This window comes from Maribellus mangrovi, assembly GCF_037646455.1.
GTDB lineage: Bacteria > Bacteroidota > Bacteroidia > Bacteroidales > Prolixibacteraceae > Draconibacterium > Draconibacterium mangrovi_A.
On record NZ_JBBIXN010000001.1, the window covers coordinates 230,859 to 253,894 of the forward strand.

A 23,036-nucleotide genomic window follows, 5' to 3' on the forward strand; every position below is an offset into this window, starting at 1 on the left:
ACACTTTAAATCAAATTTAGGAAAATTTTCATTGTGCAGTGTCATCGGGTTGAACGAAGCAATTCATCAACCTTGACCAATAAGGAGTTGTGTTTCTAGTTCTGTTTTGACTTTGCTTCTGCTTCGCGTTTTCGTTCCTGAAGTATATTTTGCAGGGCAAACATTTCGTCGCGCAGTCGGGCGGCTTCAATAAAATCGAGCTCCTTGGCAGCAGCTTTCATCTGTTTTTCAGTTTTATCGATGGCTTTTTCCAATCCGTCGATGCTCATGTACTGAACGACCGGGTCAGCTGCTATATCAGGTTGCCCCAAACCACCTTCGTACTCCGGCTGCTTGTCGCTGCGGTATTCGTAACCAATAATTTCGCGCGTTGGTTTTACAATGGCCTTTGGAGTGATGTTGTTTTCTTCGTTATATTTTAGCTGCTTTTCACGCCTGTAATTGGTCGAATCAATAGTCTTTTGCATCGAAGCCGTAATTTTATCAGCATACATAATCACCATCCCGTTAAGGTTACGGGCAGCACGTCCTGCCGTTTGTGTTAACGATCGTTCCGAACGCAGAAAACCCTCTTTATCGGCATCTAAAATGGCTACCAGTGAAACTTCTGGTAAGTCGAGCCCCTCGCGAAGCAGGTTGATTCCGACCAGCACATCGAATTCTCCTTTCCGAAGTTGCTCCATAATTTCAATACGTTCCATGGTATCCACATCCGAATGAATATAACGGGTTTTCACGCCCATATTCAGCAGGTATTTCGACAACTCTTCTGCCATACGTTTGGTAAGCGTTGTAACCAGCACCCGCTCATTTTTTTCGGTTCTCAGGTTGATTTCGTGCATCAAATCATCGATCTGATTCATACTGGGTCGAACATCGATGATCGGATCCAGCAACCCGGTCGGTCGGATAATCTGCTCAACTACAACACCTTCGCATTTTGCCAGTTCGTAATCGGCCGGAGTTGCACTCACATAAATCGTCTGTTTCACCAGGTTTTCAAATTCCTCAAATTTCAACGGCCGGTTGTCAATTGCAGCCGGTAGCCGGAATCCGTATTCAACCAGGTTGACTTTTCGAGAATTATCGCCTCCATACATAGCACGGATCTGTGGAATGGTAACGTGGCTCTCGTCAATAACGGTTATAAAATCGTCGGGAAAATAATCCAGTAAACAGAATGGACGCGTACCTGCTGCCCTCCCGTCGAAATAGCGCGAGTAATTCTCGATCCCCGGACAATAACCAAGTTCGCGCATCATTTCCATATCGTATTCGGTGCGTTCCAAAATTCGTTTGGCTTCAAGCGGCTTGCCAATTTCTTTAAAGAATTCCACCTGTTTTACCAAGTCATCCTGAATGGTATGAATGGCCGATTTCATTCTCGATTTGGTGGTAACAAAAATATTGGCGGGATAAATGGTAATCTGACCCATGCTTTCGATCGTAAACCCGTCTATTGGATCAAAACTACTGATCTCCTCAATTTCATCGCCCCAAAATGTAATCCGGTAAGCCACATCGGCATAAGCCGGGTAAATATCAACCGTATCGCCTTTTACCCGGAAATTTCCGCGCTGAAAATCCACTTCGCTTCTCGAGTATAAAGCATCGACCAATTGATGCAGCATGGCATTGCGCGACACTTCCTCTCCTACTTTTATGTGAGTTACATTAGCGTGAAAATCCTCGGGATTTCCGATACCATATAAACAAGAAACAGAAGAGACCACTACCACATCTCGCCGTCCGGAAAGCAAGGCCGAAGTAGCACTCAATCGCAACTTTTCGATATCATCATTAATCGATAAATCTTTTTCAATGTAAGTATCAGTGGTTGGCAAATAGGCTTCGGGCTGATAATAATCGTAATACGAGACAAAGTATTCCACTGCATTATTGGGGAAGAATTGTTTCATCTCGCTATAAAGCTGGGCAGCCAGAGTTTTGTTGTGACTCAGTACCAAAGTTGGACGCTGAACCTCTTTAATTACATTGGCCACGGTAAAAGTTTTTCCCGATCCGGTCACCCCAAGTAAAGTCTGAAAACGCTCTCCGCTTGTAATTCCCTCAACCAGTTGCTTAATCGCTTCAGGTTGGTCTCCGGTTGGTTGATAATCTGATACTACGTTAAAATCCATCACACGAATATAGGGATTCTTGCGGGCAAATTTAATTCAATTCAAATACCGGAATGTCTTTTTTTTCCTACTTTTGTTATGAACCATTAAATAACAAGTGATTTTAATCGACTAAATTCACTACAACCAACATTGAAATGAAAAATTTTTCTACCCTCATCTTTTTGTTGCTGCTCACAACTGTTCATTTACACAGCTTTGCACAGGACGAGCAGTACGAAAACATGTACACTCCTACTGATTATACCGGATTTTATCTCGGAGGAAATGCTTCCACCAACGGTTGGGGTTTTAATGCCCGCTACGCATTTAACAATTGGTTTGCGTTAAAAACCGGATTCGAAAAGTTGAATTTAAGTTATAATTTCGATTTTGACGAAAACGGTATTGATTACAATGCCGGCCTCGATTATCAAACCGGAGGGATTCTGTTGCTGGGAGATTTTAGTTACACCAAAAACCTTTACATCTCAACCGGAATAATATTTAGTTCATTTAATCCAACGCTTCAGGGAGTTGCTGTTGAAGATTACCAATTGGGCGATATTACAATTCCGGCTGAAGATATCGGAGAATTCAATATGAAAATGGAACCGGGACTAAAAGTCTCGCCATACATCGGAGCGGGTTACCAGGCTTTTATGGGAAGAGAAAAACGACTAACGTTCAACTTCGAAACCGGCCTGTATTACATGGGAGCACCCGAAATGAGAATAGAATCGGATGGGTTATTATCACCAAGCTCTGATCCTGCACTGGGGCAGGCCGAGTACCTCTCCGATCAGTTTAGTGCTTACAAAATTTACCCCGTTATAAAACTTAATCTTGGCTACCGTATCTTCTAACCTTTAACTTCACAAATCATGAAAAATACAATTCATAAATACAAAAACGTACTTTACAGCTTAGTGTTGATCTTTATGTTTTCGGGCTGCGGCGATATGTTTGATAACCCGCTAAAAGATAAAGAAACGGGTGAAGATATTAACCTTCTGATCGTTGACTTTAACATCTTTACTACCCGAATGACCTACAAACTTATCGATGTAACAAACGATGAGCAAATTACCGATGAAGCCCGCGTTTGGTTTACCGGTACAAATGCCGACGACATTTTAACATTTGCGGGAGAAAAAGAGCCGGAACACCAGACATCGCATGGACAGCTGGAGCTTACCGCCGATCCGTATGTTGAATTCTCGGAAAGCTCTCCGCTTGATTTTACCGTTCATGTTGAAGTTGAAAACTACCAGGCCTTTGCACAAAACATTCAAATCAATACTGATGGGAAAAAGACATTTGAACTTTATCTGGCTCCTGTTTCCGGTGGCGATGAAGAAGTACTTAATGGTGAGGATGATGGCGATTCTTTTGTTTTCTCGGTATTTGGCACGACCAAGTCAGCCGGTGTTGAAAAGGATTACAAAGTGAATTATTCCATTTTAAAGGAAGATTTGATCAACTTTAAAGATGCCGGCGGACAAACCTTGTTCTCCAGTGTCGATGAAATGATGACAGCTTATCAGAGCAATCCATCCGGTTTTCTTCAGTTGACTTTAGACCTCAAAACAGGATTTCCTGCAACCACCGAGAAAGTCTTGCAAAATGGCACATCAAAAGTGGCACTTTTTCAAAAGTTGGAAATCGGTAACCTGGAAAGGCTAACGATCGATGGCCGGACCGTAAAAGATTTAAACGGTGGGGAAATAACACAAACCTGTACCTACACCGGAGCATCAACTCCAGATCTGTTTGGCTTTGCTTCAATAATTAACGAAGCCTGGAACATTTCAGCCGATCCGGTGGAGCATTATAACCTCGACATTTCATATGTACTTGCAAGCGCTTCGGTCGATGATCTTTGCGGAATAGGTTGTACGCTTAATTTTAATTCGAATTCAAAAACCAGTTTCTCGATCGATGCGGACATTTACAATGCCGGTGGTCAGTTAATAAAAACCACCAACTTTAAAGGAACTTTCCCCGAAAGCATTACCATGGAAAATGTTCCTAATTCGGCAGCAACCATTGTTTTCAGAAACAACAATCCGGCTTTCAAAGAAATCAGCTCGCTTTCTGTCGACAACCTTTGCAGCGGAAACTATGATGTTGATGTGGAAGCTGAACACGGTTATATTGAATACCTGATCGTACTGAAAGCTTATTGCTCGAATGAACCAACAATTGCACTGGCACCGACTTACAGTGCCGAAATGCGGATCAAAAACAGCAATGATCCGTGGCAGGGCATTGATATGGAAGGCGGTGTTGTAGACGTTTTGGCCAAAGAAAACGAGGATTACGAAATTCGCTTTTTGTGGAAAGACAATTGGGAACATGACGAATTTAGTACCGAATTTGATGCCAATGGCAATTACCTTAATTCATCGAGTTCTAAAATCACTTCGGAATACATCGACGACGGCAGAATAAAAATCCTGATTGAGCACATTTTTGAACAGGACGTTTGCGACGATTTGAATTGGTAATTAAATACGGATGGTATTGTCGAAATAGTCAGTAACCAACGTTGCCATCATACCGGCTGTTTTGGCGGCTTCCATGCCGGGTTGGCCATCTTCAAAAACCTGGCAATGTCCGGGTGCAACGCCCATTAATTCGGCACAGCGCAAAAAAGTGTCGGGGTGTGGTTTGTGGTTCACAACATCTTCCGCCGCAACAAGTATGTCGAAATATTTGTCGAGCCCCAGAATCTCGAGGGTTTTCCAGGCTAAACGACGATATCCTCCTGTTCCCACCGACATGGGTAGTTTTCCGTGATATTTTTTCACCAACTCAACAACCGGTTCAATGGGCTTCATTTTATGCATTATTCTTTCGTATTCGGCTTCCTTGGCATGACCTAATTCTTCTGCATTAAGCGATTTTCCATAAATCTCATTGATTTTTTTAATCGAACCAACCGCAGGTATTCCCGCCAGCGACATAAATATATCAGCTGAATAATCAACGCCGTGTTTGCCCAGAATCGTTTTGTAAGCGAGAAAGTGCACCGACATGGTATCCGCCAGTGTTCCATCCAAATCGAAAATCAATCCTTTTGCCCGGCTATCTATTTCCAAATGTTTCTCCATCATTTTATTCTTAGAAAGACCGAAATTAAACTTTTCCTGAACCGAATTGGAATATGCTTTTTAATTTCACAAAAATTTTAAACTTTGTTCTTACTAAATTAAAATTCAATGAGCCAGGTATTTTTATACACCTTTCCGCAATGGATTGTATTTGCCGCATTATGTATGATAATTTACGGTTGGGTAGAACATAAAAAAGTCTTTCGCCTGAGTGGAGAAGCCATTTTTATTTTGCTGGGTATTTTTGCCCTTGTGGTTTTGTTGGGCGATTACCTTGCGGCAGGTAATTTTCTCACTCCAGAAGAAGTGGCTGCTGAAGAACTTAACGACGAAATTCTTAACGAGGCCCCGATTGAAGCTCGTCTGTTACCTGCTTACTGGGGTTTTCTTGCTGCAGGAATACTGGCTGTTCCGACATTTCTACTCGAATGGAAAAACCATAAACGAACCAATGCGCTGGTAATTATTACAGCCTTAGTTGCACTGCTAGGCTTCTTTGTTGTCGTGGGAGCTTTGCGAATGGTGTAGTAAAGTTCTGCATCAGCCAATGCAAAGCCCGCGAATCTATAGAATTCAAACTAATCCTGTTTGAATTCAATTAATATGTTAGCATTTTATCAAAAATAAAATCAACTTGTGAACACTAACCGCCTTCCTATTTTTCTATTTTCTATCTTGCATTAAATTTGAACTAGATTAAAAACAGACTAAAAAGCAAAAAAAATTATGAATCCACAGGCCGTTGAATTAAACAGCATTATCGAAGAAAAAAGCCAGGTTGTTTTTGAATTACTTTCAGAAAGGGGAAAAAAGATCTTCTTCCCCAAAAAAGGAATTTTAGGCCAGACAGCCGAAGCGAAAGGAACAAAGATCAATGCCACCATCGGTGCAGCAGTTGAAGATGATGGTACCCCAATGCGCCTGGAAACCATTGCTTCGAAAATTGCTCTCGATCCATCGTTGGTTTTTCCGTACGCGCCCAGTTTTGGTCGCCCGGACATTCGTGCCAAGTGGAAAAATATGATCTACGATAAAAATCCATCGTTGAAAGACGTTGTACTGAGCTTGCCGGTGGTTACCAACGCGCTCACCCACGGGATCAGCATGGCCGGCTACATGTTCCTTAATCCGGAAGACGAAGTGATCGTTCCGGACCTGTTCTGGGGAAATTATAACCTTACACTCACCAATGCTTACGGTGCTGCCATTACCAAATTCAACCTGTTTAAAAACGGTGGATTCGACCTTGAAGCTTTCGAAGCGAAGTTAAACGATGGCGGAATAGGCAAAAAAGTGGTTATCCTGAATTTCCCGAATAACCCATCGGGTTACACGCCAACTGAAGCTGAACAGAATTCGATTGTTGAAATTATAAAAGCTGCTGCCGAAAAAGGAAATAAGATTGTGACCATTATCGATGATGCCTACTTTGGATTGGTTTACGAAGCAGGAATTGCCAAAGAAAGTATTTTTGCTTCACTGTGTCAGCTGCACGAAAATGTACTGGCAGTTAAAGTCGACGGTGCAACCAAAGAAGATTATGTCTGGGGATTCCGTGTTGGTTTTGTAACCTACGGCATTAAAAATGGTGATGCCGAGTTGTATAGCGCGCTCGAATCGAAAACGGCAGGAGCCATTCGCGGAAATATTTCGAACGCCGCAAATATCTCGCAATCGCTGTTGCTGGCAGCTTTCGAAAGCCAGGAATATGCCGAGCAGAAAGTAACAAAATACAACATCATGCAAAGACGCTACGATGCAGTAAAAGAGACGCTTCAAGATGAGAAATACAAAGAATATTTTGAAGCACTTCCTTATAACTCGGGTTATTTTATGTGTGTAAAACTGGCTGAAGGATTAAATGGCGACGAAGTACGTCAGGTGCTGATCGACAAATACAGCATTGGACTGATCAGTCTCGGCAACGTTTTGCGTATTGCCTTTTCAGCAGTTGCTGCCGCCGATGTTAAAGAAATGTTCGAAGGTATTTACAATGCCTGTAAAGAATGTAAGAAATAGTCACAACGTTCAATCGCAGTTGACAGAGAAAGAGCCGCTTCGTTCTAAAGCGGCTCTTTTTTATTCTCGTTTCGAGCTAAGTGAGTAATCTGTTACTAAATAAATAGCACATCAAATAATTTCTTTGACATTCTTAAATTTGATCATCTTCACTCCCAGCTTTTCCCAGCTCTCAAAAGGCAGGGGAATATTTGGAAGTTCTTTTATCGCATCTTTAACTACATAAACTTTATCCACTCGTTTAGCCAATCCAATTACTGCATCATTGACGCAAACATTTGTGGTTACACCGTAAACCACTACTCTTTCCGGTGATATCAAATCTACGATTTTATCAGCATGCGGGCTTCCGGCAAAAACATCAAAAGCATCTTTCCGTATCACAATATTTCTTTTCGAGTTTACTTCGTCGAGGACGAGGTATTCTTTGTCCCAGTCGAAAATTAACGGATCAGAAGGATCTGTTTCTTCCACATATCCGGCGCCTTTTGAATTAGCCATGCAATGCTCAGGAAAGGTGTTTACAAAATCCGGATCAGCTGAAAGTTCTGCTGAGTTCGAGTAATGAAAGTCGGCCGTATTCACCACCTGAATCTTATTTTCTGTGGCTAAATCAGTGAGTTTCTTTAAAACCGGCTTGATCTTTTCGGCTCCCGGTGCGTAAAGCTTTCCATCAGGCTCCATAAAATCAATCTGGGTATCTACATTCCAAAACAATAATCCTTTTCGCATCATCAAGGCTGTTCTTCTTTCCATAAAGTTATGAGTTTTCGAAAGCTCCGCAAAAAAGGCACAAAAAAACCCGGAACATTGCTCCGGGATAATTACTTCAATATCTTAATAGCTATAATCCTAAATTAAGAAAAGCTTTAAACTCATTGTCTTCAAATGTTGTCCCCATGGTATGTTCAGTTCCGTCAGGTTCTATTATTACGTGGTAAGGAATACTGTTTGTGTGGTATTTTGAAATAAGCAAATCAAGGTTCTTTTTTCCAATGGTCGTTTTTTCTTTGCCATCCAGATCAGAAACGTACCATTCACTTTTATCCAGTTTTGTTCGATCATCAGTATACAGACCAACAATAATATATTTTTCCGATAAGATCTTCAGCGCATCAGGATCTTCCCAAACCGTATCTTCCATTTTTTTACAATTTGCGCAGGCGTGCCCTTTAAATATCACCAATAGCGGTTTCTCCTGTTGTTTTGCACAGGCTAGTCCCTGCTCAAAATCGAAATAACCTGCCAGACCTTCCGGTAAATGAAATTTATCAGCATACTTTGGGGTACCGCACAATTCATCAGCGTTATTTATGCTTTCCGAACCAATATTATTGGGTGAATGGTAGGTTTCTTCAGATTCGGGTGGTAACAATCCAGATACCGTTTCCAGTGGAGCTCCCAAAAAACCAGTTGAGAGATAAATCACGAAGGAGAAAGTAATTATGGATAGGAACAAACGTCCTACGCCTAAATACGGTAATTCGCTATCGTGCGAAAATTTGATTTTTCCAAGAAAATACATTCCCAAAAGGAAGAAAATAACCACCCAGATAGCCAGGTAAATTTCACGACTGAGAATACCAAAACCGTAAACCTGATCGATGTTGCTCAGGAATTTGAGTCCGAACGCCAGCAAAATAAACGCAAACACTACTTTGATTGCGTTTAACCAACCACCTGATTTTGGCAATTTGTTCAACGCCGATGGGAAGATGGCAAGCAAAGTAAATGGTGTTGCAAAAGCCAGTCCAAAGAAAAACATTCCAAGCAAAGGACGCATTCCGCCGTCCTGAACAGCTTGAATAATCAATGCTCCGATAAACGGACCGGTACAAGAAAAAGAAACAATTACAGTAGTCAGAGCCATAAAAAATGCCCCGATCATTCCTCCTTTGTCGGCTTTTGAATCGGTTTTATTTACCAAACTGCTTGGCAACACAATTTCAAAGGCTCCGAAGAAAGAAATGGCAAATACCAAAAACAATGCAAAAAACAACACATTTGGAATCCAGTGTGTGCTAAGAATACTCCCGACATTGGGTCCGAAAATACCTACCGAAAACAGTGCTCCCAGCAGGGTAAAAATTCCAACAATCGATAATCCAAAAAACACCCCTGTACGAATCGATTTTCCGCGGTTATCACTTCCCCGCATAAAAAAGGAAACAGTCATAGGTATCATCGGAAACACGCATGGCGTCAAAATGGCAGCAAATCCTGCCAAAGCTGATATAAGAATGAACAACCAGAGTGTTTGCCCACTTGACGAACCAGAACTTGTAGAATTTTGAGACACAACTGATTCTGCCTTTGTGTTTGTTGCACCTGCACCATCCTGGTTGAATTTAAAAGAAAACTCCACTTCCTCGGGTGGTGTACAAGTCTCGTCGTTACAACTCATAAAAAGTATGTAGCCTTTAATCTCGACCGGATCGGAAGACTTAAGTTTAATCTTCTGTGTAAGAATGGCTTTTCCGCCAAAATAACCAACATTCAACTGAAAAGTCTCGTCGAAATGTATCTCCGGTACCGGATCTTTCTGAATATCACCCATAAAATCGAACAAGGTGGAATCCTCATAAACAAAAGTAGTTGCAATGGGGCCACCATCAGGTAGGTAAGTATCGTATAAATGCCAACCTTCATCAATATTAGCCTCAAAGATCAAGTCCACGTTCTGTCCATCCTGTTTTGAATCGAAGGACCACTTTGTTGGATTAACTATCTGTGCCTGAACAAGTATCGAGGCAACAATAAAAATAATTGCAAAAGTTATTTTCTTCATACCATTGTAAAAGTAAAATGATTTTATATCATATGTAAAAATCTAGATGCTTTCATAAACAAAAACTATTCCAATAGGTTTTGTGGCAAATATTCAACAATAAGACAAATTAAACTGTAACCTGGGTGACAAAAATAAGTTTAATCATTTTATGTCAAAAGAAAAGCCGCTCATAACTGAACGGCTTTTCTTTTATAAGATAATTTCTTCCATATTTTCATCGTAAAAGTGATATTCGAGGTACGAATAAGCACTGTTTTCTTCAACGTTCACCCACCTCAAGTATTTTAAAAACCATTTGGTTCGTGCGCTTTTCCATCCCTTGGTAAGGTATGCAGCCACGTATGGATGAACTTTAAGATGTAATTTTTTCTTATTCAGCTCTTTTAGAGCGTATTTCACTTTGCCGTTTAAATCGTCGGCAAAAAGAATAGAGGGCACTATTTTACCAGTTCCTTTACAAGTTGGGCAGCTCTCTGCCGTTTCGATATTTTCTTCGGGTCGCACCCGTTGGCGCGTAATCTGCATTAAGCAGAATTTACTCAGTGGTAAAATGTTGTGCTTTGTCCGATCTTTCGCCATAACCTCCCGCATGTGCTCATTCACTTTCTGGCGGTTGGCGGCGACGTGCATGTCAATGAAATCAATAACTATGATTCCACCCATGTCTCTCAACCGTAACTGTCTTGCTATTTCATTACAGGCGGCCAGGTTTACTTCCAGTGCATTTGATTCCTGGTCGTTGCCGGCCCTGGCGCGATTACCGCTGTTAACATCAATTACATGAAACGCCTCGGTATGTTCTACGATTAAATAGGCACCATCTTTAAAAGAAACGGTTTTACCGAATGACGCCTTGATTTGTTTTTCTACACCGTAGTGCTCGAAAACAGGACGTCGTCCTTTGTAGTACTTGACAATTTTTTTTCTGTCAGGTGCAATGCTACCTATGTAATCGGCAATTTCTTCGTAGGCCGATTGGTCGTTTACAATAATGCTGTTAAAATCAGGATGATAAATGTCGCGCAAAAGAGCAGTTGTACGATCTATCTCGCCGATGACGAGTGAGGGTACCTGTGCCCTGCTTAGCTTGTGAAAAGTTGTCGACCATTTATCGACTAGTCGTCGCAGCTCCTGATCGAGTTCTGCCACTTTTTTTCCTTCGGCTACAGTTCGGATAATCACCCCGTACTTCCGGGGCTTAATGCTTTGTACCAGTTTTTTTAACCGGCTTTTTTCTTCGTTGGTCCTAATTTTTTGCGATACTGATATTTTATCGCTAAAAGGCATTAAGACCAGGTTTCGGCCTGCTATTGAAATCTCTGATGTTAGTCGCGGCCCTTTTGTTGATATGGGTTCCTTGGCAACCTGAACCAGTATTTTCTGACCTACTTTTAAAAGCTCATTTACCTTACCTTCTTTGTTAATGTCGGGTTCCGACTTTATTCTTGCGATGGAAGAAACTTTGTTCTTACGTGATGAAACAATTCGCAGGAATTTGTTCAATGTGGCAAATTGGGGCCCCATATCGAGGTAATGCAAAAAAGCATCTTTACTGTAACCCACGTCGATAAACGCGGCATTCAAGCTAGGCATAATCTTTTTTACTTTTCCGAGGTAGATATCCCCGACGGCAAATTTTGCCCCGCTCTTTTCTCTTGATAATTCTACAAGCTTTTTATTTTCCTGTAAAGCAATTACAATTTCGGATGGAGTTACATCAATTATTAAATCGCTACTCACAACCTAAATTTTAACTTTAAATTTTATGGTTAATACTACTATTTATAACAGATTAAACCTAAAGCATAAATGCTTTAGGTTTAACCATCTTCTCTAAAGAGTTCTATCTTAATAAAACTCTATTTTTTCTTTTTGTGCCTGTTTTTACGCAATCTTTTTTTGCGCTTATGAGTGGCCATCTTATGTCTCTTTCTCTTCTTTCCGCTTGGCATAACTCTATTATTTTACTTGGTTCTTTACTTCCGATACAAATGTTTTTGCTGGCTTAAACGAAGGAATATTGTGAGCTGGAATGATAATAGTTGTATTCTTCGAAATATTTCTTGCGGTTTTTTCTGCTCTTTTCTTAACAACAAAACTACCGAAACCTCTTAGGTATACATTTTTTCCATCTACTAAAGAATCTTTTACGGTTTCCATAAAAGCTTCAACTGTTTTTTGCACAGTCACTTTTTCAATTCCAGTTTCTTTCGAAATTTCGTTTACAATATCTGCCTTAGTCATCTCTTAAAATATTTAATTTTCAATATATTAATCGTTTTTATTCGAGTGTGCAAAAATAAAAATAATTTAAAAACCGGAAAGCTTTTTCAAATAATTTATTTTTGTTTTTCTCAAGATTTTTAGTGGGTTACAAGAAAATGCACGATTTAAAAGGAACTTTATATAAATGGTACAAGAAGAATAAACGCGATTTACCGTGGCGGCAAACCAACGATCCGTATAAGATCTGGATATCTGAAATTATTCTTCAACAAACACGAATTGAACAAGGTACCGGCTACTACCATAAGTTTACGGAGGAATTTCCAACCGTAGTCGACCTGGCAACAGCATCGGAAGATAAGGTGCTGAAACTCTGGCAGGGGCTGGGTTACTATTCACGGGCCCGAAACCTGCACCGGGCGGCCAAAATGATAACGGAGCAACATCGTGGGATTTTTCCCGATACTTATGCCGAAATCAGACTGTTACCCGGAATTGGCCCCTACACGGCTGCAGCAATAGCTTCAATTGCATATGGGCTTGCCTACCCGGCCATCGACGGGAATGTGTATCGGGTGCTTTCGCGTTATTTTGGCATCGACACTCCAATCGATTCTACAAAAGGGAAAAAAGAATTCCAGGAACTGGCCGAAGAATTAATTTCCGGCAGCGATCCGGGAATGCACAACGAGGCACTCATGGAATTTGGAGCGCTGCAATGCACGCCCAAGTCGCCCGATTGCGAAAATTGCCCGCTAATTAGTGGTTGTTTTGCCTATAAGATGAAACAAATTGAATCGTTGCCGGTAAAGGCAAAAAAAACAAAACAAAGTCACCGTTACTTCTACTATTACCTGATTGAACAGGGGGATGATTGTTACCTCGAAAAACGCGAGGATAACGACATCTGGAAAAATCTGTATCAGTTTCCGCTCCTCGAAACGCCAAAAGCACTGAACGACAGAACAATAATCCTACAAAAAATACCTTTTTTGCCTGAAAACAGCTCCTGTAATTTTCTTTCAGTGTCAGCCACAAGAAAGCACATTTTAAGTCATCGGATAATTTGGGCGAGAGTTATACGCATTGAAGTTTCGAAAGATGTTAAGATTCAAGCTCCATACTTTAAGGTAAATAAAAAAGATATTTCTAAATTTGCTGTACCCAGATTACTGGAATTGTTTTTAGAAGAATTGAATTTTGAGAAATAAAAAGGAAATAATAACCAATAATGTTAACCTAAATAATTAAAGATTATGTCAGTAAACAAAGTTATTTTAGTAGGAAACGTAGGAAAAGATCCCGAAGTACGACACTTGGATTCAGGAGTTGCTGTAGCTAATTTTCCATTGGCCACTTCAGAATCGTATACCGCCAAAAACGGCGATCGTGTAACCACCACCGAGTGGCACAACATTGTTCTATGGCGTGGACTTGCCGATGTAGCAGAGAAATATGTAACCAAAGGTCGTCAGCTGTATATCGAAGGACGAATCAGATCCCGTTCTTACGACGACAAAGACGGAAACAAACGATACATAACAGAGATCTATGGAGATGTGATGCAGATGCTGGGATCGAAAGACTCCAACCAGGGTCCGGATTCAGGCACAAGTTCATCATCGTCACAAGAATCGACCCCGGACGTAAAAGAACCCGACATCGACACTCCGGAGGGCGACGATGACTTACCATTCTAATCAAAAATTTCGAATTTGGAAACCGACCCGTTACCCGGAGCCCTTTCTCTTGAAGGCTGGAACATTGAATTTCACCCCTTGACAATCGGAATTGTAATAGCTCTGCTTATCGTGCTGCTGCTTTTATTTAGTTCGGCTATGATCAGCGGATCAGAGGTCGCCTATTTTTCCTTGAAGGCCTCCGAGAAACAAAAATTGAAAAAGCCGGGAAGGAATAACAAGCGTGTTTTGGAAAACCTGGACTCGCCGGAAGGGCTTTTAGCGACCATTCTAGTGGCTAACAATTTTGTGAATATAGGTATCATCATCTTAACCGCATTTGTTACCAATAACCTGGTTTCGATTGTAAATGCTCCGATTCTCGAGTTTATTTTCCAGGTGGTGCTGATCACTTTTTTCCTGTTGTTGTTTGGCGAAATCATTCCAAAAGTTTATGCATCGCATTCGGCGCTGCGTTTTGCAAAAACCATGGCCTTGCCACTACAAACGCTCGAAAAAATATGCCGACCAATCAATTCTGTACTTATCCGTTCGACCGGTTTTGTAAACAGGCGGATGCAAAAACACCGAAAGAATATTTCGATAGATGAGATTTCGCAGGCCTTGGAACTCACCTCCGACCATGAATTGTCGGACGAAAAAGATATTCTGGAAGGCATTGTAAAATTCGGAAATAAAAGCGTTAGTGAAATCATGAAGCCCCGGGTTGATGTGGTGGCTCTCGATATCAAAACAAATTTTGATGAGGTGATAAATACCATCAATTCTTCTGGATTTTCGCGAATACCTGTGTATATCGATAGTTTTGATAATGTGAGCGGGATCCTTTACATTAAAGACATTTTGCCGCATTACCATAAAAACATGTCGTTTAAATGGCAAACCCTCATCCGCCCACCGTTTTATGTGCCCGATACCAAAAAAATCAGTTCGTTGCTCGAAGAGTTTCAAAAAACAAAAGTGCATCTGGCCATTGTTGTTGATGAATATGGTGGTACATCGGGCATAGTAACGTTGGAAGATATCTTGGAAGAGATTGTTGGCGACATCACTGATGAATTTGATGAAGAGGAAAAATTCTTCACTAAAATAGATGACAAAAACTTTGTGTTTGATGCTAAAGTTTTGCTGGGCGATTTCTACCGCATCACCAATTCCGACGACACAATCTTTGATGAGGTAAAAGGCGATGCTGATACCCTGGCCGGCTTGATCCTGGAGTTAAAAGGTGAAATTCCGAAGCTCAATGAAGAAATAAAATGCAAGCAGTTTGTGTTTATTATTAAACAGGTGGATAACCGACGGATCAAAGAGATAAAGGTCAATATCAAATAAAGTATTGCGGAAACGGTCATTCGAAGACAAAAACAATCGTTATGCGATTCCTTAAAATTCTTGTTGTTATAGTATTATTAAGTGGGTGTAGCCAGAGTCACACACCAAAACCGCGAGGCTTTTTCAGGATTGAATTTCCGGAAAAGAGTTACAGCAAGCTGCAAGGAGATTTTCCATACGAGTTCGAAGTTCCTGATTATTCAACCATTCAAAACAACCGGAATAATCCGGATGAAAAGTACTGGATAAATGTTGAAATACCTGAAAATAAAGCGGAAATACACTTTTCGTATTACGATCTTCAGAACCATAAAGAACCGACACGCCAGTTGCTTTTCAAACTGATGGAAGAAACACGGGAACTGGCATACAAGCATTCGATAAAGGCCACCGCTATCGATGAAAAACTGTTCATTAACAAACCCGATGAGGTTTATGGCACCATTTACCAGATACATGGAAATGCCGCTTCTCCAATGCAGTTTTTCCTTACCGACAGCACAAAACACTTTTTACGCGGTGCCTTTTATATTCGCGAGGTTCCGGACATTGATTCGCTTCGCCCGGTGATCGATTTTATTGAACCGGACGTCATCAGAATGATTGAAACCACACATTGGAAGTAATGCCTTTCTACAAACAAATACCAAATGAATTCGGCTGGATAGGGACCTGGAAACTGACCGAAAAACCAGAAGAATTGATTCAGTTGGTTCAATTGCAGCCGGAAGATCAAAAGCGTTTTGAGAACATGCAGTCTGAAAAACGAAAAACAGAATTTCTTGCAGCGCGTATTCTTGTAAAAATGGCACTCGGCAAAGATCCTTTGCTCATATACAATGAGTTCGGGAAACCATTTTTGACAAACAACAGCAAACACCTCAGTATCTCCCATTCGGCTGATTTCGCAAGCGTGTTTATTTCAGATCAAAAAAATGGAATCGATATTGAACAGACCGAACGTAATATTGATCGGGTAGCCACACGTTTTCTTCACGACGAAGAACGGCGATTTATATCAAAATTAAACCACCTGCAACCCGCAAAAATTGGGTACTGGTCGGCTAAAGAGGCCATATTTAAATGTTCCGACGAACATGGAATCCAGTTTAACAACCACATTAGGATCGAAGGATTTGAAGCAAGCGATGGACATCGTTTTAAAGGGCAACTACAGCTAAAGGACCAAACCGTTTATTACAATCTGTATTTTCATTATCTTGAAAACAATGTATTGGTTTATGGTGTTGAACTATAAGTTCAATGTAACCTATGTAATGCTGGACTTCTGCTTTTGGAAAACGTCACATTCCGTTTCTAAATCTGTGGTTCAGTAAACCGTTTAATAAAAAAGCAATGAAACAGGCAAAAAGTCAAATACTCATTATTTTTGGTGCCTCGGGCGATCTTACAAAACGAAAGCTACTTCCGGCACTTTTCGAATTGTACAAACAAAAACTTTTACCCGAAAAGTTTGCTGTACTGGGCGCCTCACGTTCAGGCTTATCTGATGAAGATTTCAGAAAACGGGCCGATGAGTTTTTACCCGAAAGTGATGAAGTGGAAGCATTCAAACAAAAGCTTTACTACCAGTCGGTACAAAACAACTCATCCGAAGATTTTAAACCATTAAAAACGCGATTGGAAAAGTTGACTTCTGAATTGGACATTGATGAAAATTTTATTTTCTACCTGTCCACTCCACCCTCGCTTTACTCAGTGATCCCGAAATTGCTCGATGAAGTTGGTCTTTCAAAGTCAGAAAAATTCTTCAGGCGTCTGATTGTGGAAAAACCGTTTGGAAATAATCTGGAAACAGCAAAAGAGCTCAACATACAATTATTGAATTATTTTGCTGAGGATCAGATTTATCGTATAGATCATTACCTCGGAAAAGAAACGGTTCAGAACATGTTGGTCACCCGTTTTTCAAATGGAATTTTTGAGCCTTTGTGGAACCGGCGTTACATTGAACGGGTAGAAATAACTTCTGCAGAAAGCCTGGGAGTGGAGGACCGCGGCGGTTATTACGATCATTCCGGAGCACTTCGCGACATGATTCAAAACCATTTGCTCCAGGTAACCGGTTTTGTAGCCATGGAGCCGCCGGTTGTGGTAGAAGCCAATGCTATCAGAAACGAAATTCTGAAGGTATTTCAGTCGCTAAAACCAATTCAAGAAAATGAAGTTCAACGGCATGTGATCAGGGGACAATATATGGCTTCAAAAATAAAAGGGGAAGACGTAAAAGGTTATCGCGACGAATCGGGAGTGGACCGCCTTTCGCGCACCGAAACATTTGTTGCACTGAAGTTTTTTATCGATAACTGGCGCTGGGCCGGTGTTCCCTTCCTTATTCGAACAGGGAAAAAACTGCCTACCCGGGTTACTGAAATAGTAATCACTTTTAAAAAAGTTCCGCACCATTTATTCGATAGTCACGGACAGGTGCAAACGCATAACCAGCTGATCATCCGAATCCAACCCGACGAGGGCATTCTTTTTAAATTTGGCATGAAAACTCCGGGTGCCGGTTTTAAGGTGCAAAACGTAAACATGGATTTTCACTACTCCGATCTTGCCGATGCTAAAGTTCCGGCAGCCTACGAACGATTGTTGCACGATTGCATGATTGGCGATGCAACGCTTTACGCCCGTGGCGATGCCGTTGAACGAGCCTGGGAATTTGTTCAACCCATTTTGAATGCCTGGCAGAGTAATCCTGAGATTCCTATTTACGGTTACCCTGCAGGAACCTGGGGACCGGAAGAAGCGGAGAATCTGGTCACTCATGGTAACTGGCGTTATCCCTGCAAGAACCTCACTAACGATGGTTTGTATTGTGAACTTTAGCCGAAGGACAATGCACAAATTTTAAGGGCATAAATTGTCTGGCAAGGTATTTTATTTTTAATAGATGGCTTTTATCGTTTTGTAGAAATAATCTGCATATATTTGGGAATAAGAATTTTAAAACCAATGGAACATAGCACTGAGGTAAAAATATACAAGACACCCAAGAAAGTTTATAAAGGTATTGCCAAAAGCATTATTAAACTCGCCCGCGAATCGAACCAAAAGGTTTTCGACATTGCACTTTCAGGAGGTAATTCGCCAAAAGGGCTTTTTAAAAAGATCAGCAAAAAATACAAGGACGAGATCCCGTGGGAACGCATTCATTTATGGTGGGGCGACGAACGTTGCGTTGGGCCCGACAGTGACGAGAGCAATTACAAAATGACGGTTGATTATTTGCTGTCCAACATCGATATTCCGGAGGGAAACATTCATCGAATCCGGGGTGAGGAAGATCCGGAGAAAGAAGCATTACGTTATTCCAAAGAGCTGGAAGAAACGCTTAACTCCCGTGGGAAGGATCCGGTTTTTGATCTGATCATTCTTGGGCTTGGCGATGACGGGCATACCGCCTCGATTTTTCCAGACCAGATTGAACTATTTGAATATCCCGAGAACTGTGCAGTGGCCGAACACCCGCTAACCGGGCAAAAGCGAATAACGCTTACCGGAAATGTATTGAACAATGCCAACCGCATCTACTTTTTGGTTACCGGTGCAAATAAAGCCATGCGTATCTCAGAAATTATGAACGACAGCGAAGCTGCCAAACTTTTACCGGCATACTATATTGCGCCTAAAAACGGTGATTTAATCTGGTTTTTGGATGACGAAGCTGCGTCACTGATTTCCTAGCTTCAACTATAAGGACCTTGAATCAAGTTCAGGGAGACGTTTGTGGCAAGTTTGTACTTCAATTCAAATCACGTCATGCTGAAATTGTTTCAGCATCTCATCCGAGGTTCTCTAATTATTTGGCTCCAAACCCAAAATTTCCTCGCCAAACTTGATGCTTTCTGCAATTACTTCGTCAACACAACCTGATGTAAGCTCGCAGGCAATTACATGTTCTCCGGCTTCGGGAAATGCTTTCTTTACTTTTTGCGAAGGAATAGTTCCCAGAAGATCAAACATCTTTAACATGGCATCTACCCGAACCGTTTCATCCTGGTGATTTTCATCTTTGTAATAATAGCCCAGAAAAACCGGTGCAGTTACATGCGTAAAGGTGCTTTTCTTCATGGTTGACTCAACCAACTGCTGCAGATAAACGATGGCCTCTACCCGGTATTTGCAGTTCCAGTACTGGCAATCTTTCGAGTCGAAATCCTCGTTTGTTACCCGGTATTTCCCGCCAATCGATTTGCGACCGATCTGTAATCCCCAGGGTTTCGATAGTAAAAAAGCACTGTTATTGTTGATGCGTACATTCGGCGAATAAAGAATCAAACCATCTACATATTCCGGGAAATCGGCCGCCAGTTTTAAGCCAAGCGTTCCTCCGGTTGAGGTACTCATTATAATCACCTTTTTCCCTAAGCTTCGGGCCACCATTAAAGCTTCCTTTGCCGAATTCCACAATTTATCCGGTGTCATGTCCATAAGCGGATCTTCAGTGACCAAACCATGGGCGTGCAAACGGGGCGTGTATAAATTGAAGCCAAAATGTTTTGCAAACTCAACATGTGCCGGATAACCTTCGTACCACGATGCTGAAAACCCATGCAGGTAAAGCACACAGTATTCCGTGCGTTCGTGTATCGAATCGTTGGCCCAGAAAATACGTGATTCATTGTCGGGTTTAATATTAAATGCTGCCTCCTTCTTTTCAATGTAAGAATCCATGGTTGCAATACTTGCTGAAATCGACGGCAGATCTTTATTCAGCTCAGGCTCGTCTGGCTTTGGCCCCAGCAAATAAGTTACAATGATCAGTAAAATCAGTATCGCCAAAAAATTCTTGATGCGTTTCATAGTGTAAAACTAAGTTTTGCTGAAAGATACATGAGATTGTTGAAAATATGCAAGAGATCGAATCAAAAACAATTTTTATTAAAATTCAATCACCAACTGCACTGCTTTTTTCGCAGGTTCGTCGTGAATAAAATTTGATAATGTTAGCCCCAACAATCGAATTCCTTTTGTAAATCCATAGTCAGTTTTTAGGAGTTTCATGCTCTCCTGAACAAATTGTTCTTTTGCAACGAATCCGGCCTCAATGGTTTTACTGCGGGTGTGTTGCTCAAAATCAGAATACTTAAACTTGAGCGTCAGGGTTTTGGCTTTTACCTGCGATTTAGTCGAACGTTCCCATACTTTATCCGCTATTTTCAGCAATTTTGTTTCCAGCTCTTCGGATTCGTACAAATCGTATGAAAACGTATTTTCTGCACCTACCGATTTTCGCTCGCGCGAGGGTTGTACCGGCCGGTTATCCACTCCGCGACAAATATCGAAATAGTAATTTCCAGCTTTCCCAAACAAATGAACCAACTCTAAACGATCGATTTTACGCAGATCGCAACCAAACCACACACCCATTTTATTGAGCTTTGAAGCGGTAACTTTTCCAATTCCAAAAAATCGTTTCACTTCCAGTTCATCGATAAAATCCTGGGCTTCTTTTGGGGTCACAACAAAAATTCCATTTGGCTTGTTTACATCGGAAGCCACCTTTGCCAGAAACTTATTGTACGAAACCCCGGCCGATGCAGTAAGTCCGGTTTCATCGAAGATACGTTTCCTGATTTCCTGAGCAATCAGTGTTGCTGAAGGCTTACCCTTTTTTGCGAATGTAACATCGAGATAAGCCTCATCCAAAGAAAGTGGTTCTACCAGGTCGGTATACTCAAAAAATATTTCTCTGATCTGGTGCGAGATCTGACGATACCTTTCAAAACGATGCTTCACAAAAATCAGTTCCGGGCATTTCCTTTTGGCAACCTTTGAAGCCATTGCGGACCGAACACCAAATTTTCGCGCTTCGTAACTGGCTGCAGCTACTACCCCGCGTTCGCTCGAGCCACCAACAGCAAGAGGCTTTCCACGTAACTCCGGATTATCCAGTTGCTCCACTGATGCAAAAAATGCATCCATATCAATGTGGATAATTTTTCGGATTTCTGTTTGTGCCGTCATCGCCATAAAAATATAAAAACAAAGAAAGCTGCTCACACTGAACAGCTTTCTTCTTAGTAGCATATTCGATTATGCTAATTCATCTCAAGAATTTTAAATTCGGTACGACGGTTTTTACGGTGCTCGGCAGCCGAACACGGAACGCCATCATCACATTTATTTACGAGTTGAGTTTCGCCATAGCCCTTAGCGATAATCCGGTCTTTTGAAATGCCTTTGCTAACAATGTAGGCAACTGCCGAATCAGAACGTCTTTGACTGAGCGCCATATTATACACATCGCTACCTCTGCTGTCGGTATGCGATCCCAGTTCAACTTTCCATCCCGGATTGTCGTTCATTACCTTAACAAGTTTGTCGAGTTCAACTGCCGAGGCGGGTAAAATATTTGATTTGTCGAAATCGTAGTATATGTTTTCCATAACAAATTTCTGGCCTATTTCTACTTTTTCCACCCAGAGTGTATCGTGGATTACACCAAATGGTTTTCCAAACGTTGAAATGACTTTTGAATCATTCATGTATCCATCGATATTTGTTGATACAGCATAACTCTGATCTTTTTCCAGCTCTTGTTTAAACAAAAGTCCGGCGATCAATTTTAAAACTCCGGCAAAAGTGATTTTTGCATCCGGTATCGGTTGTTTTGTTTTCTTGTCCATTACAACCAGTTCCAGCTCATGTTTCCCTTGTGGCGTTAATATTACTTTGTAAATATCATCACTTCCTATGCCTCCTGTTTTATTTGAAGAATAGTAACCTACTTCTCCTTTGGGATGAATAACGAAAGCAAAATCATCGCCGTCAGAATTCAGCTCTGTTATAGCGTTGGGTAACATTATTTTATCGCCCATTAAGCCTGCTGCATAAAGATCGAGGTCATCTCCATCCTTCATCCCGCTCGAAGCATAAATCAACAAACGACCTTTATAAATGAACGGGAACATATCATCTTCAGGAGTATTTAGCTTGTCGCCAAGATTTTGCATTTCGCCCCACTCCCCGTTCGAACGTACTGCCATGTAAATATCGGTTCCACCTAAACCTTTATCCGGAATGTCGGAAGCAAAAAACAAGGTATCGCCGCTTGAAGTAACCGAAGGATGGCCGACCGAATATTCTGGATTATTGAATGGCAAGTCGCCAACCTTTTGCCATTCGCCGTTTATTTTTTTCGCGATTATTACTTTTAACCTGATATTTGCTTTTTGATATACTTTGTTGCGTATTTCAGGATTTTCAAAATTACTCAAAGTTAAAAACAATTCGCCGGTTGCAGCACAATACGAAGCCGGTCCTGCATGATACCCCTGACTTAATTCTGCAAATTTCATCGATTTGGTTCCTTTGACATTTCCTTTCGCGTCAACCGGAACAGTAAATAAGTTATAGTAAATCTTCTTATCGGATCCACTGTTGAGCTTCTCAATTTCTTCGTCGGTGAAAGCTGAGAACCAGAGTTCATTATCCACTAATGCCGGCCCGAAATCACTTTGGGAGGTATTCAGATTTGTTTTTTCAGTATCAAGCTTGACCATTTTCTCAAAGAAAACGCATTTTTGCTGAGCAGTTAACATAATAGGTATAACACCGAATAAAAAAAGTAAGATTTTTTTCATCGTATTCTGAATTTAGGATTTTAGAATTACAAAAAACAAATATTAAAAAACTGATTTCAGCTTTTTAATACGACCCTTATTTTAAAATCAAATAACATATTGATTGCATTTGATTA

The 23,036-nt window shown here is 41.1% G+C and carries 20 protein-coding genes; 11 read left to right on the forward strand and 9 right to left on the reverse strand.

What is annotated here, in order from left to right:
- Window positions 1–95: 95 nt before the first annotated feature.
- On the reverse strand, window positions 96–2,141 hold the full coding sequence (gene uvrB, locus WFY05_RS00730) for an excinuclease ABC subunit UvrB (protein WP_340110794.1): 2,046 nt from the start codon (window positions 2,139–2,141) through the stop codon (window positions 96–98).
- A 137-nt stretch (window positions 2,142–2,278) separates the two neighbouring features.
- On the opposite strand from uvrB, the gene WFY05_RS00735 reads away from it, so the two are divergent.
- Together WFY05_RS00735 and WFY05_RS00740 are read left to right on the forward strand one after the other, a co-directional pair.
- Window positions 2,279–2,986 carry a hypothetical protein gene (locus tag WFY05_RS00735; protein WP_340110795.1) on the forward strand — a complete coding sequence of 236 codons (708 nt, stop codon included), beginning with the start codon at window positions 2,279–2,281 and terminating at the stop codon, window positions 2,984–2,986.
- 18 nt (window positions 2,987–3,004) lie between these two features.
- Complete coding sequence (locus WFY05_RS00740; RefSeq protein ID WP_340110796.1) at window positions 3,005–4,630, forward strand: hypothetical protein; 1,626 nt, start codon at window positions 3,005–3,007, stop codon at window positions 4,628–4,630.
- On the opposite strand, the gene WFY05_RS00745 is transcribed toward WFY05_RS00740, so the two are convergent.
- The gene (locus WFY05_RS00745; protein ID WP_340110797.1) at window positions 4,631–5,236 is read right to left on the reverse strand and encodes an HAD family hydrolase; all 606 of its coding nucleotides are present in this window, start codon (window positions 5,234–5,236) and stop codon (window positions 4,631–4,633) included.
- 108 nt (window positions 5,237–5,344) lie between these two features.
- On the opposite strand from WFY05_RS00745, the gene WFY05_RS00750 reads away from it, so the two are divergent.
- Window positions 5,345–5,764: a hypothetical protein gene (locus WFY05_RS00750; protein ID WP_340110798.1), complete on the forward strand. Its 420-nt coding sequence runs from the start codon at window positions 5,345–5,347 to the stop codon at window positions 5,762–5,764.
- A gap of 198 nt (window positions 5,765–5,962) precedes the next feature.
- Window positions 5,963–7,255: an aminotransferase class I/II-fold pyridoxal phosphate-dependent enzyme gene (locus WFY05_RS00755; protein ID WP_340110799.1), complete on the forward strand. Its 1,293-nt coding sequence runs from the start codon at window positions 5,963–5,965 to the stop codon at window positions 7,253–7,255.
- A gap of 111 nt (window positions 7,256–7,366) precedes the next feature.
- Here the strand turns inward: WFY05_RS00755 and WFY05_RS00760 are convergent, their stop codons facing one another.
- The 4 genes from WFY05_RS00760 to WFY05_RS00775 all read right to left on the reverse strand — a co-directional run bounded on the left by WFY05_RS00760 (window position 7,367) and on the right by WFY05_RS00775 (window position 12,290).
- Window positions 7,367–8,011: a cysteine hydrolase family protein gene (locus WFY05_RS00760; RefSeq protein WP_340110800.1), complete on the reverse strand. Its 645-nt coding sequence runs from the start codon at window positions 8,009–8,011 to the stop codon at window positions 7,367–7,369.
- Window positions 8,012–8,099: 88 nt separating this feature from the next.
- Window positions 8,100–10,043 carry a protein-disulfide reductase DsbD family protein gene (locus tag WFY05_RS00765; RefSeq protein WP_340110801.1) on the reverse strand — a complete coding sequence of 648 codons (1,944 nt, stop codon included), beginning with the start codon at window positions 10,041–10,043 and terminating at the stop codon, window positions 8,100–8,102.
- Window positions 10,044–10,235: 192 nt separating this feature from the next.
- Window positions 10,236–11,786 carry an Rne/Rng family ribonuclease gene (locus WFY05_RS00770; protein WP_340110802.1) on the reverse strand — a complete coding sequence of 517 codons (1,551 nt, stop codon included), beginning with the start codon at window positions 11,784–11,786 and terminating at the stop codon, window positions 10,236–10,238.
- Between the two features lie 219 nt (window positions 11,787–12,005).
- Window positions 12,006–12,290: an HU family DNA-binding protein gene (locus WFY05_RS00775; RefSeq protein WP_038559683.1), complete on the reverse strand. Its 285-nt coding sequence runs from the start codon at window positions 12,288–12,290 to the stop codon at window positions 12,006–12,008.
- A 137-nt stretch (window positions 12,291–12,427) separates the two neighbouring features.
- Here WFY05_RS00775 and mutY point away from each other — a divergent pair, with 137 nt between their 5' ends.
- From mutY to pgl, 7 genes are all read left to right on the forward strand, one after another.
- Window positions 12,428–13,483 (forward strand): A/G-specific adenine glycosylase, encoded by a 1,056-nt coding sequence (mutY, locus tag WFY05_RS00780; protein WP_340110803.1) that lies wholly within the window; start codon window positions 12,428–12,430, stop codon window positions 13,481–13,483.
- Between the two features lie 45 nt (window positions 13,484–13,528).
- Window positions 13,529–13,972: a single-stranded DNA-binding protein gene (locus WFY05_RS00785; RefSeq protein ID WP_340110804.1), complete on the forward strand. Its 444-nt coding sequence runs from the start codon at window positions 13,529–13,531 to the stop codon at window positions 13,970–13,972.
- Between the two features lie 15 nt (window positions 13,973–13,987).
- Window positions 13,988–15,307, forward strand: a complete 1,320-nt coding sequence (gldE, locus tag WFY05_RS00790) for a gliding motility-associated protein GldE (protein ID WP_340110805.1) — start codon at window positions 13,988–13,990, stop codon at window positions 15,305–15,307.
- A 41-nt stretch (window positions 15,308–15,348) separates the two neighbouring features.
- A complete protein-coding gene (gldD, locus tag WFY05_RS00795) occupies window positions 15,349–15,933 on the forward strand; it encodes a gliding motility lipoprotein GldD (RefSeq protein WP_340110806.1) in 585 nt (194 codons plus the stop codon).
- A complete protein-coding gene (locus tag WFY05_RS00800; protein WP_340110807.1) occupies window positions 15,933–16,565 on the forward strand; it encodes a 4'-phosphopantetheinyl transferase superfamily protein in 633 nt (210 codons plus the stop codon). Before gldD ends, WFY05_RS00800 begins: the two co-directional genes overlap by 1 nt.
- Before the next feature lie 98 nt (window positions 16,566–16,663).
- Complete coding sequence (gene zwf / locus WFY05_RS00805) at window positions 16,664–18,160, forward strand: glucose-6-phosphate dehydrogenase (protein ID WP_340110808.1); 1,497 nt, start codon at window positions 16,664–16,666, stop codon at window positions 18,158–18,160.
- A 126-nt stretch (window positions 18,161–18,286) separates the two neighbouring features.
- Window positions 18,287–19,018, forward strand: coding sequence for a 6-phosphogluconolactonase (gene pgl, locus WFY05_RS00810; RefSeq protein WP_340110809.1), 732 nt, complete (start codon window positions 18,287–18,289; stop codon window positions 19,016–19,018).
- A 111-nt stretch (window positions 19,019–19,129) separates the two neighbouring features.
- On the opposite strand, the gene WFY05_RS00815 is transcribed toward pgl, so the two are convergent.
- From WFY05_RS00815 to WFY05_RS00825, 3 genes are all read right to left on the reverse strand, one after another.
- On the reverse strand, window positions 19,130–20,137 hold the full coding sequence (locus tag WFY05_RS00815) for an alpha/beta hydrolase (RefSeq protein ID WP_340110810.1): 1,008 nt from the start codon (window positions 20,135–20,137) through the stop codon (window positions 19,130–19,132).
- Between the two features lie 78 nt (window positions 20,138–20,215).
- On the reverse strand, window positions 20,216–21,364 hold the full coding sequence (gene dinB / locus WFY05_RS00820) for a DNA polymerase IV (protein ID WP_340110811.1): 1,149 nt from the start codon (window positions 21,362–21,364) through the stop codon (window positions 20,216–20,218).
- An 11-nt stretch (window positions 21,365–21,375) separates the two neighbouring features.
- The gene (locus tag WFY05_RS00825; RefSeq protein WP_340110812.1) at window positions 21,376–22,920 is read right to left on the reverse strand and encodes an OmpA family protein; all 1,545 of its coding nucleotides are present in this window, start codon (window positions 22,918–22,920) and stop codon (window positions 21,376–21,378) included.
- Between the last annotated feature and the right edge of the window lie 116 nt (window positions 22,921–23,036).

What these genes read in the sequence shown, in the direction of transcription:
- uvrB (WP_340110794.1), bottom strand. Translation starts at nt 2,141, where the DNA reads ATGGATTTTAACGTAGTATCAGATTATCAACCAACCGGAGACCAACCT.
- WFY05_RS00735 (WP_340110795.1), top strand. Translation starts at nt 2,279, where the DNA reads ATGAAAAATTTTTCTACCCTCATCTTTTTGTTGCTGCTCACAACTGTT.
- WFY05_RS00740 (WP_340110796.1), top strand. Translation starts at nt 3,005, where the DNA reads ATGAAAAATACAATTCATAAATACAAAAACGTACTTTACAGCTTAGTG.
- WFY05_RS00745 (WP_340110797.1), bottom strand. Translation starts at nt 5,236, where the DNA reads ATGGAGAAACATTTGGAAATAGATAGCCGGGCAAAAGGATTGATTTTC.
- WFY05_RS00750 (WP_340110798.1), top strand. Translation starts at nt 5,345, where the DNA reads ATGAGCCAGGTATTTTTATACACCTTTCCGCAATGGATTGTATTTGCC.
- WFY05_RS00755 (WP_340110799.1), top strand. Translation starts at nt 5,963, where the DNA reads ATGAATCCACAGGCCGTTGAATTAAACAGCATTATCGAAGAAAAAAGC.
- WFY05_RS00760 (WP_340110800.1), bottom strand. Translation starts at nt 8,011, where the DNA reads ATGGAAAGAAGAACAGCCTTGATGATGCGAAAAGGATTATTGTTTTGG.
- WFY05_RS00765 (WP_340110801.1), bottom strand. Translation starts at nt 10,043, where the DNA reads ATGAAGAAAATAACTTTTGCAATTATTTTTATTGTTGCCTCGATACTT.
- WFY05_RS00775 (WP_038559683.1), bottom strand. Translation starts at nt 12,290, where the DNA reads ATGACTAAGGCAGATATTGTAAACGAAATTTCGAAAGAAACTGGAATT.
- mutY (WP_340110803.1), top strand. Translation starts at nt 12,428, where the DNA reads ATGCACGATTTAAAAGGAACTTTATATAAATGGTACAAGAAGAATAAA.
- WFY05_RS00785 (WP_340110804.1), top strand. Translation starts at nt 13,529, where the DNA reads ATGTCAGTAAACAAAGTTATTTTAGTAGGAAACGTAGGAAAAGATCCC.
- gldD (WP_340110806.1), top strand. Translation starts at nt 15,349, where the DNA reads ATGCGATTCCTTAAAATTCTTGTTGTTATAGTATTATTAAGTGGGTGT.
- WFY05_RS00800 (WP_340110807.1), top strand. Translation starts at nt 15,933, where the DNA reads ATGCCTTTCTACAAACAAATACCAAATGAATTCGGCTGGATAGGGACC.
- zwf (WP_340110808.1), top strand. Translation starts at nt 16,664, where the DNA reads ATGAAACAGGCAAAAAGTCAAATACTCATTATTTTTGGTGCCTCGGGC.
- pgl (WP_340110809.1), top strand. Translation starts at nt 18,287, where the DNA reads ATGGAACATAGCACTGAGGTAAAAATATACAAGACACCCAAGAAAGTT.
- WFY05_RS00815 (WP_340110810.1), bottom strand. Translation starts at nt 20,137, where the DNA reads ATGAAACGCATCAAGAATTTTTTGGCGATACTGATTTTACTGATCATT.
- dinB (WP_340110811.1), bottom strand. Translation starts at nt 21,364, where the DNA reads ATGCTACTAAGAAGAAAGCTGTTCAGTGTGAGCAGCTTTCTTTGTTTT.
- WFY05_RS00825 (WP_340110812.1), bottom strand. Translation starts at nt 22,920, where the DNA reads ATGAAAAAAATCTTACTTTTTTTATTCGGTGTTATACCTATTATGTTA.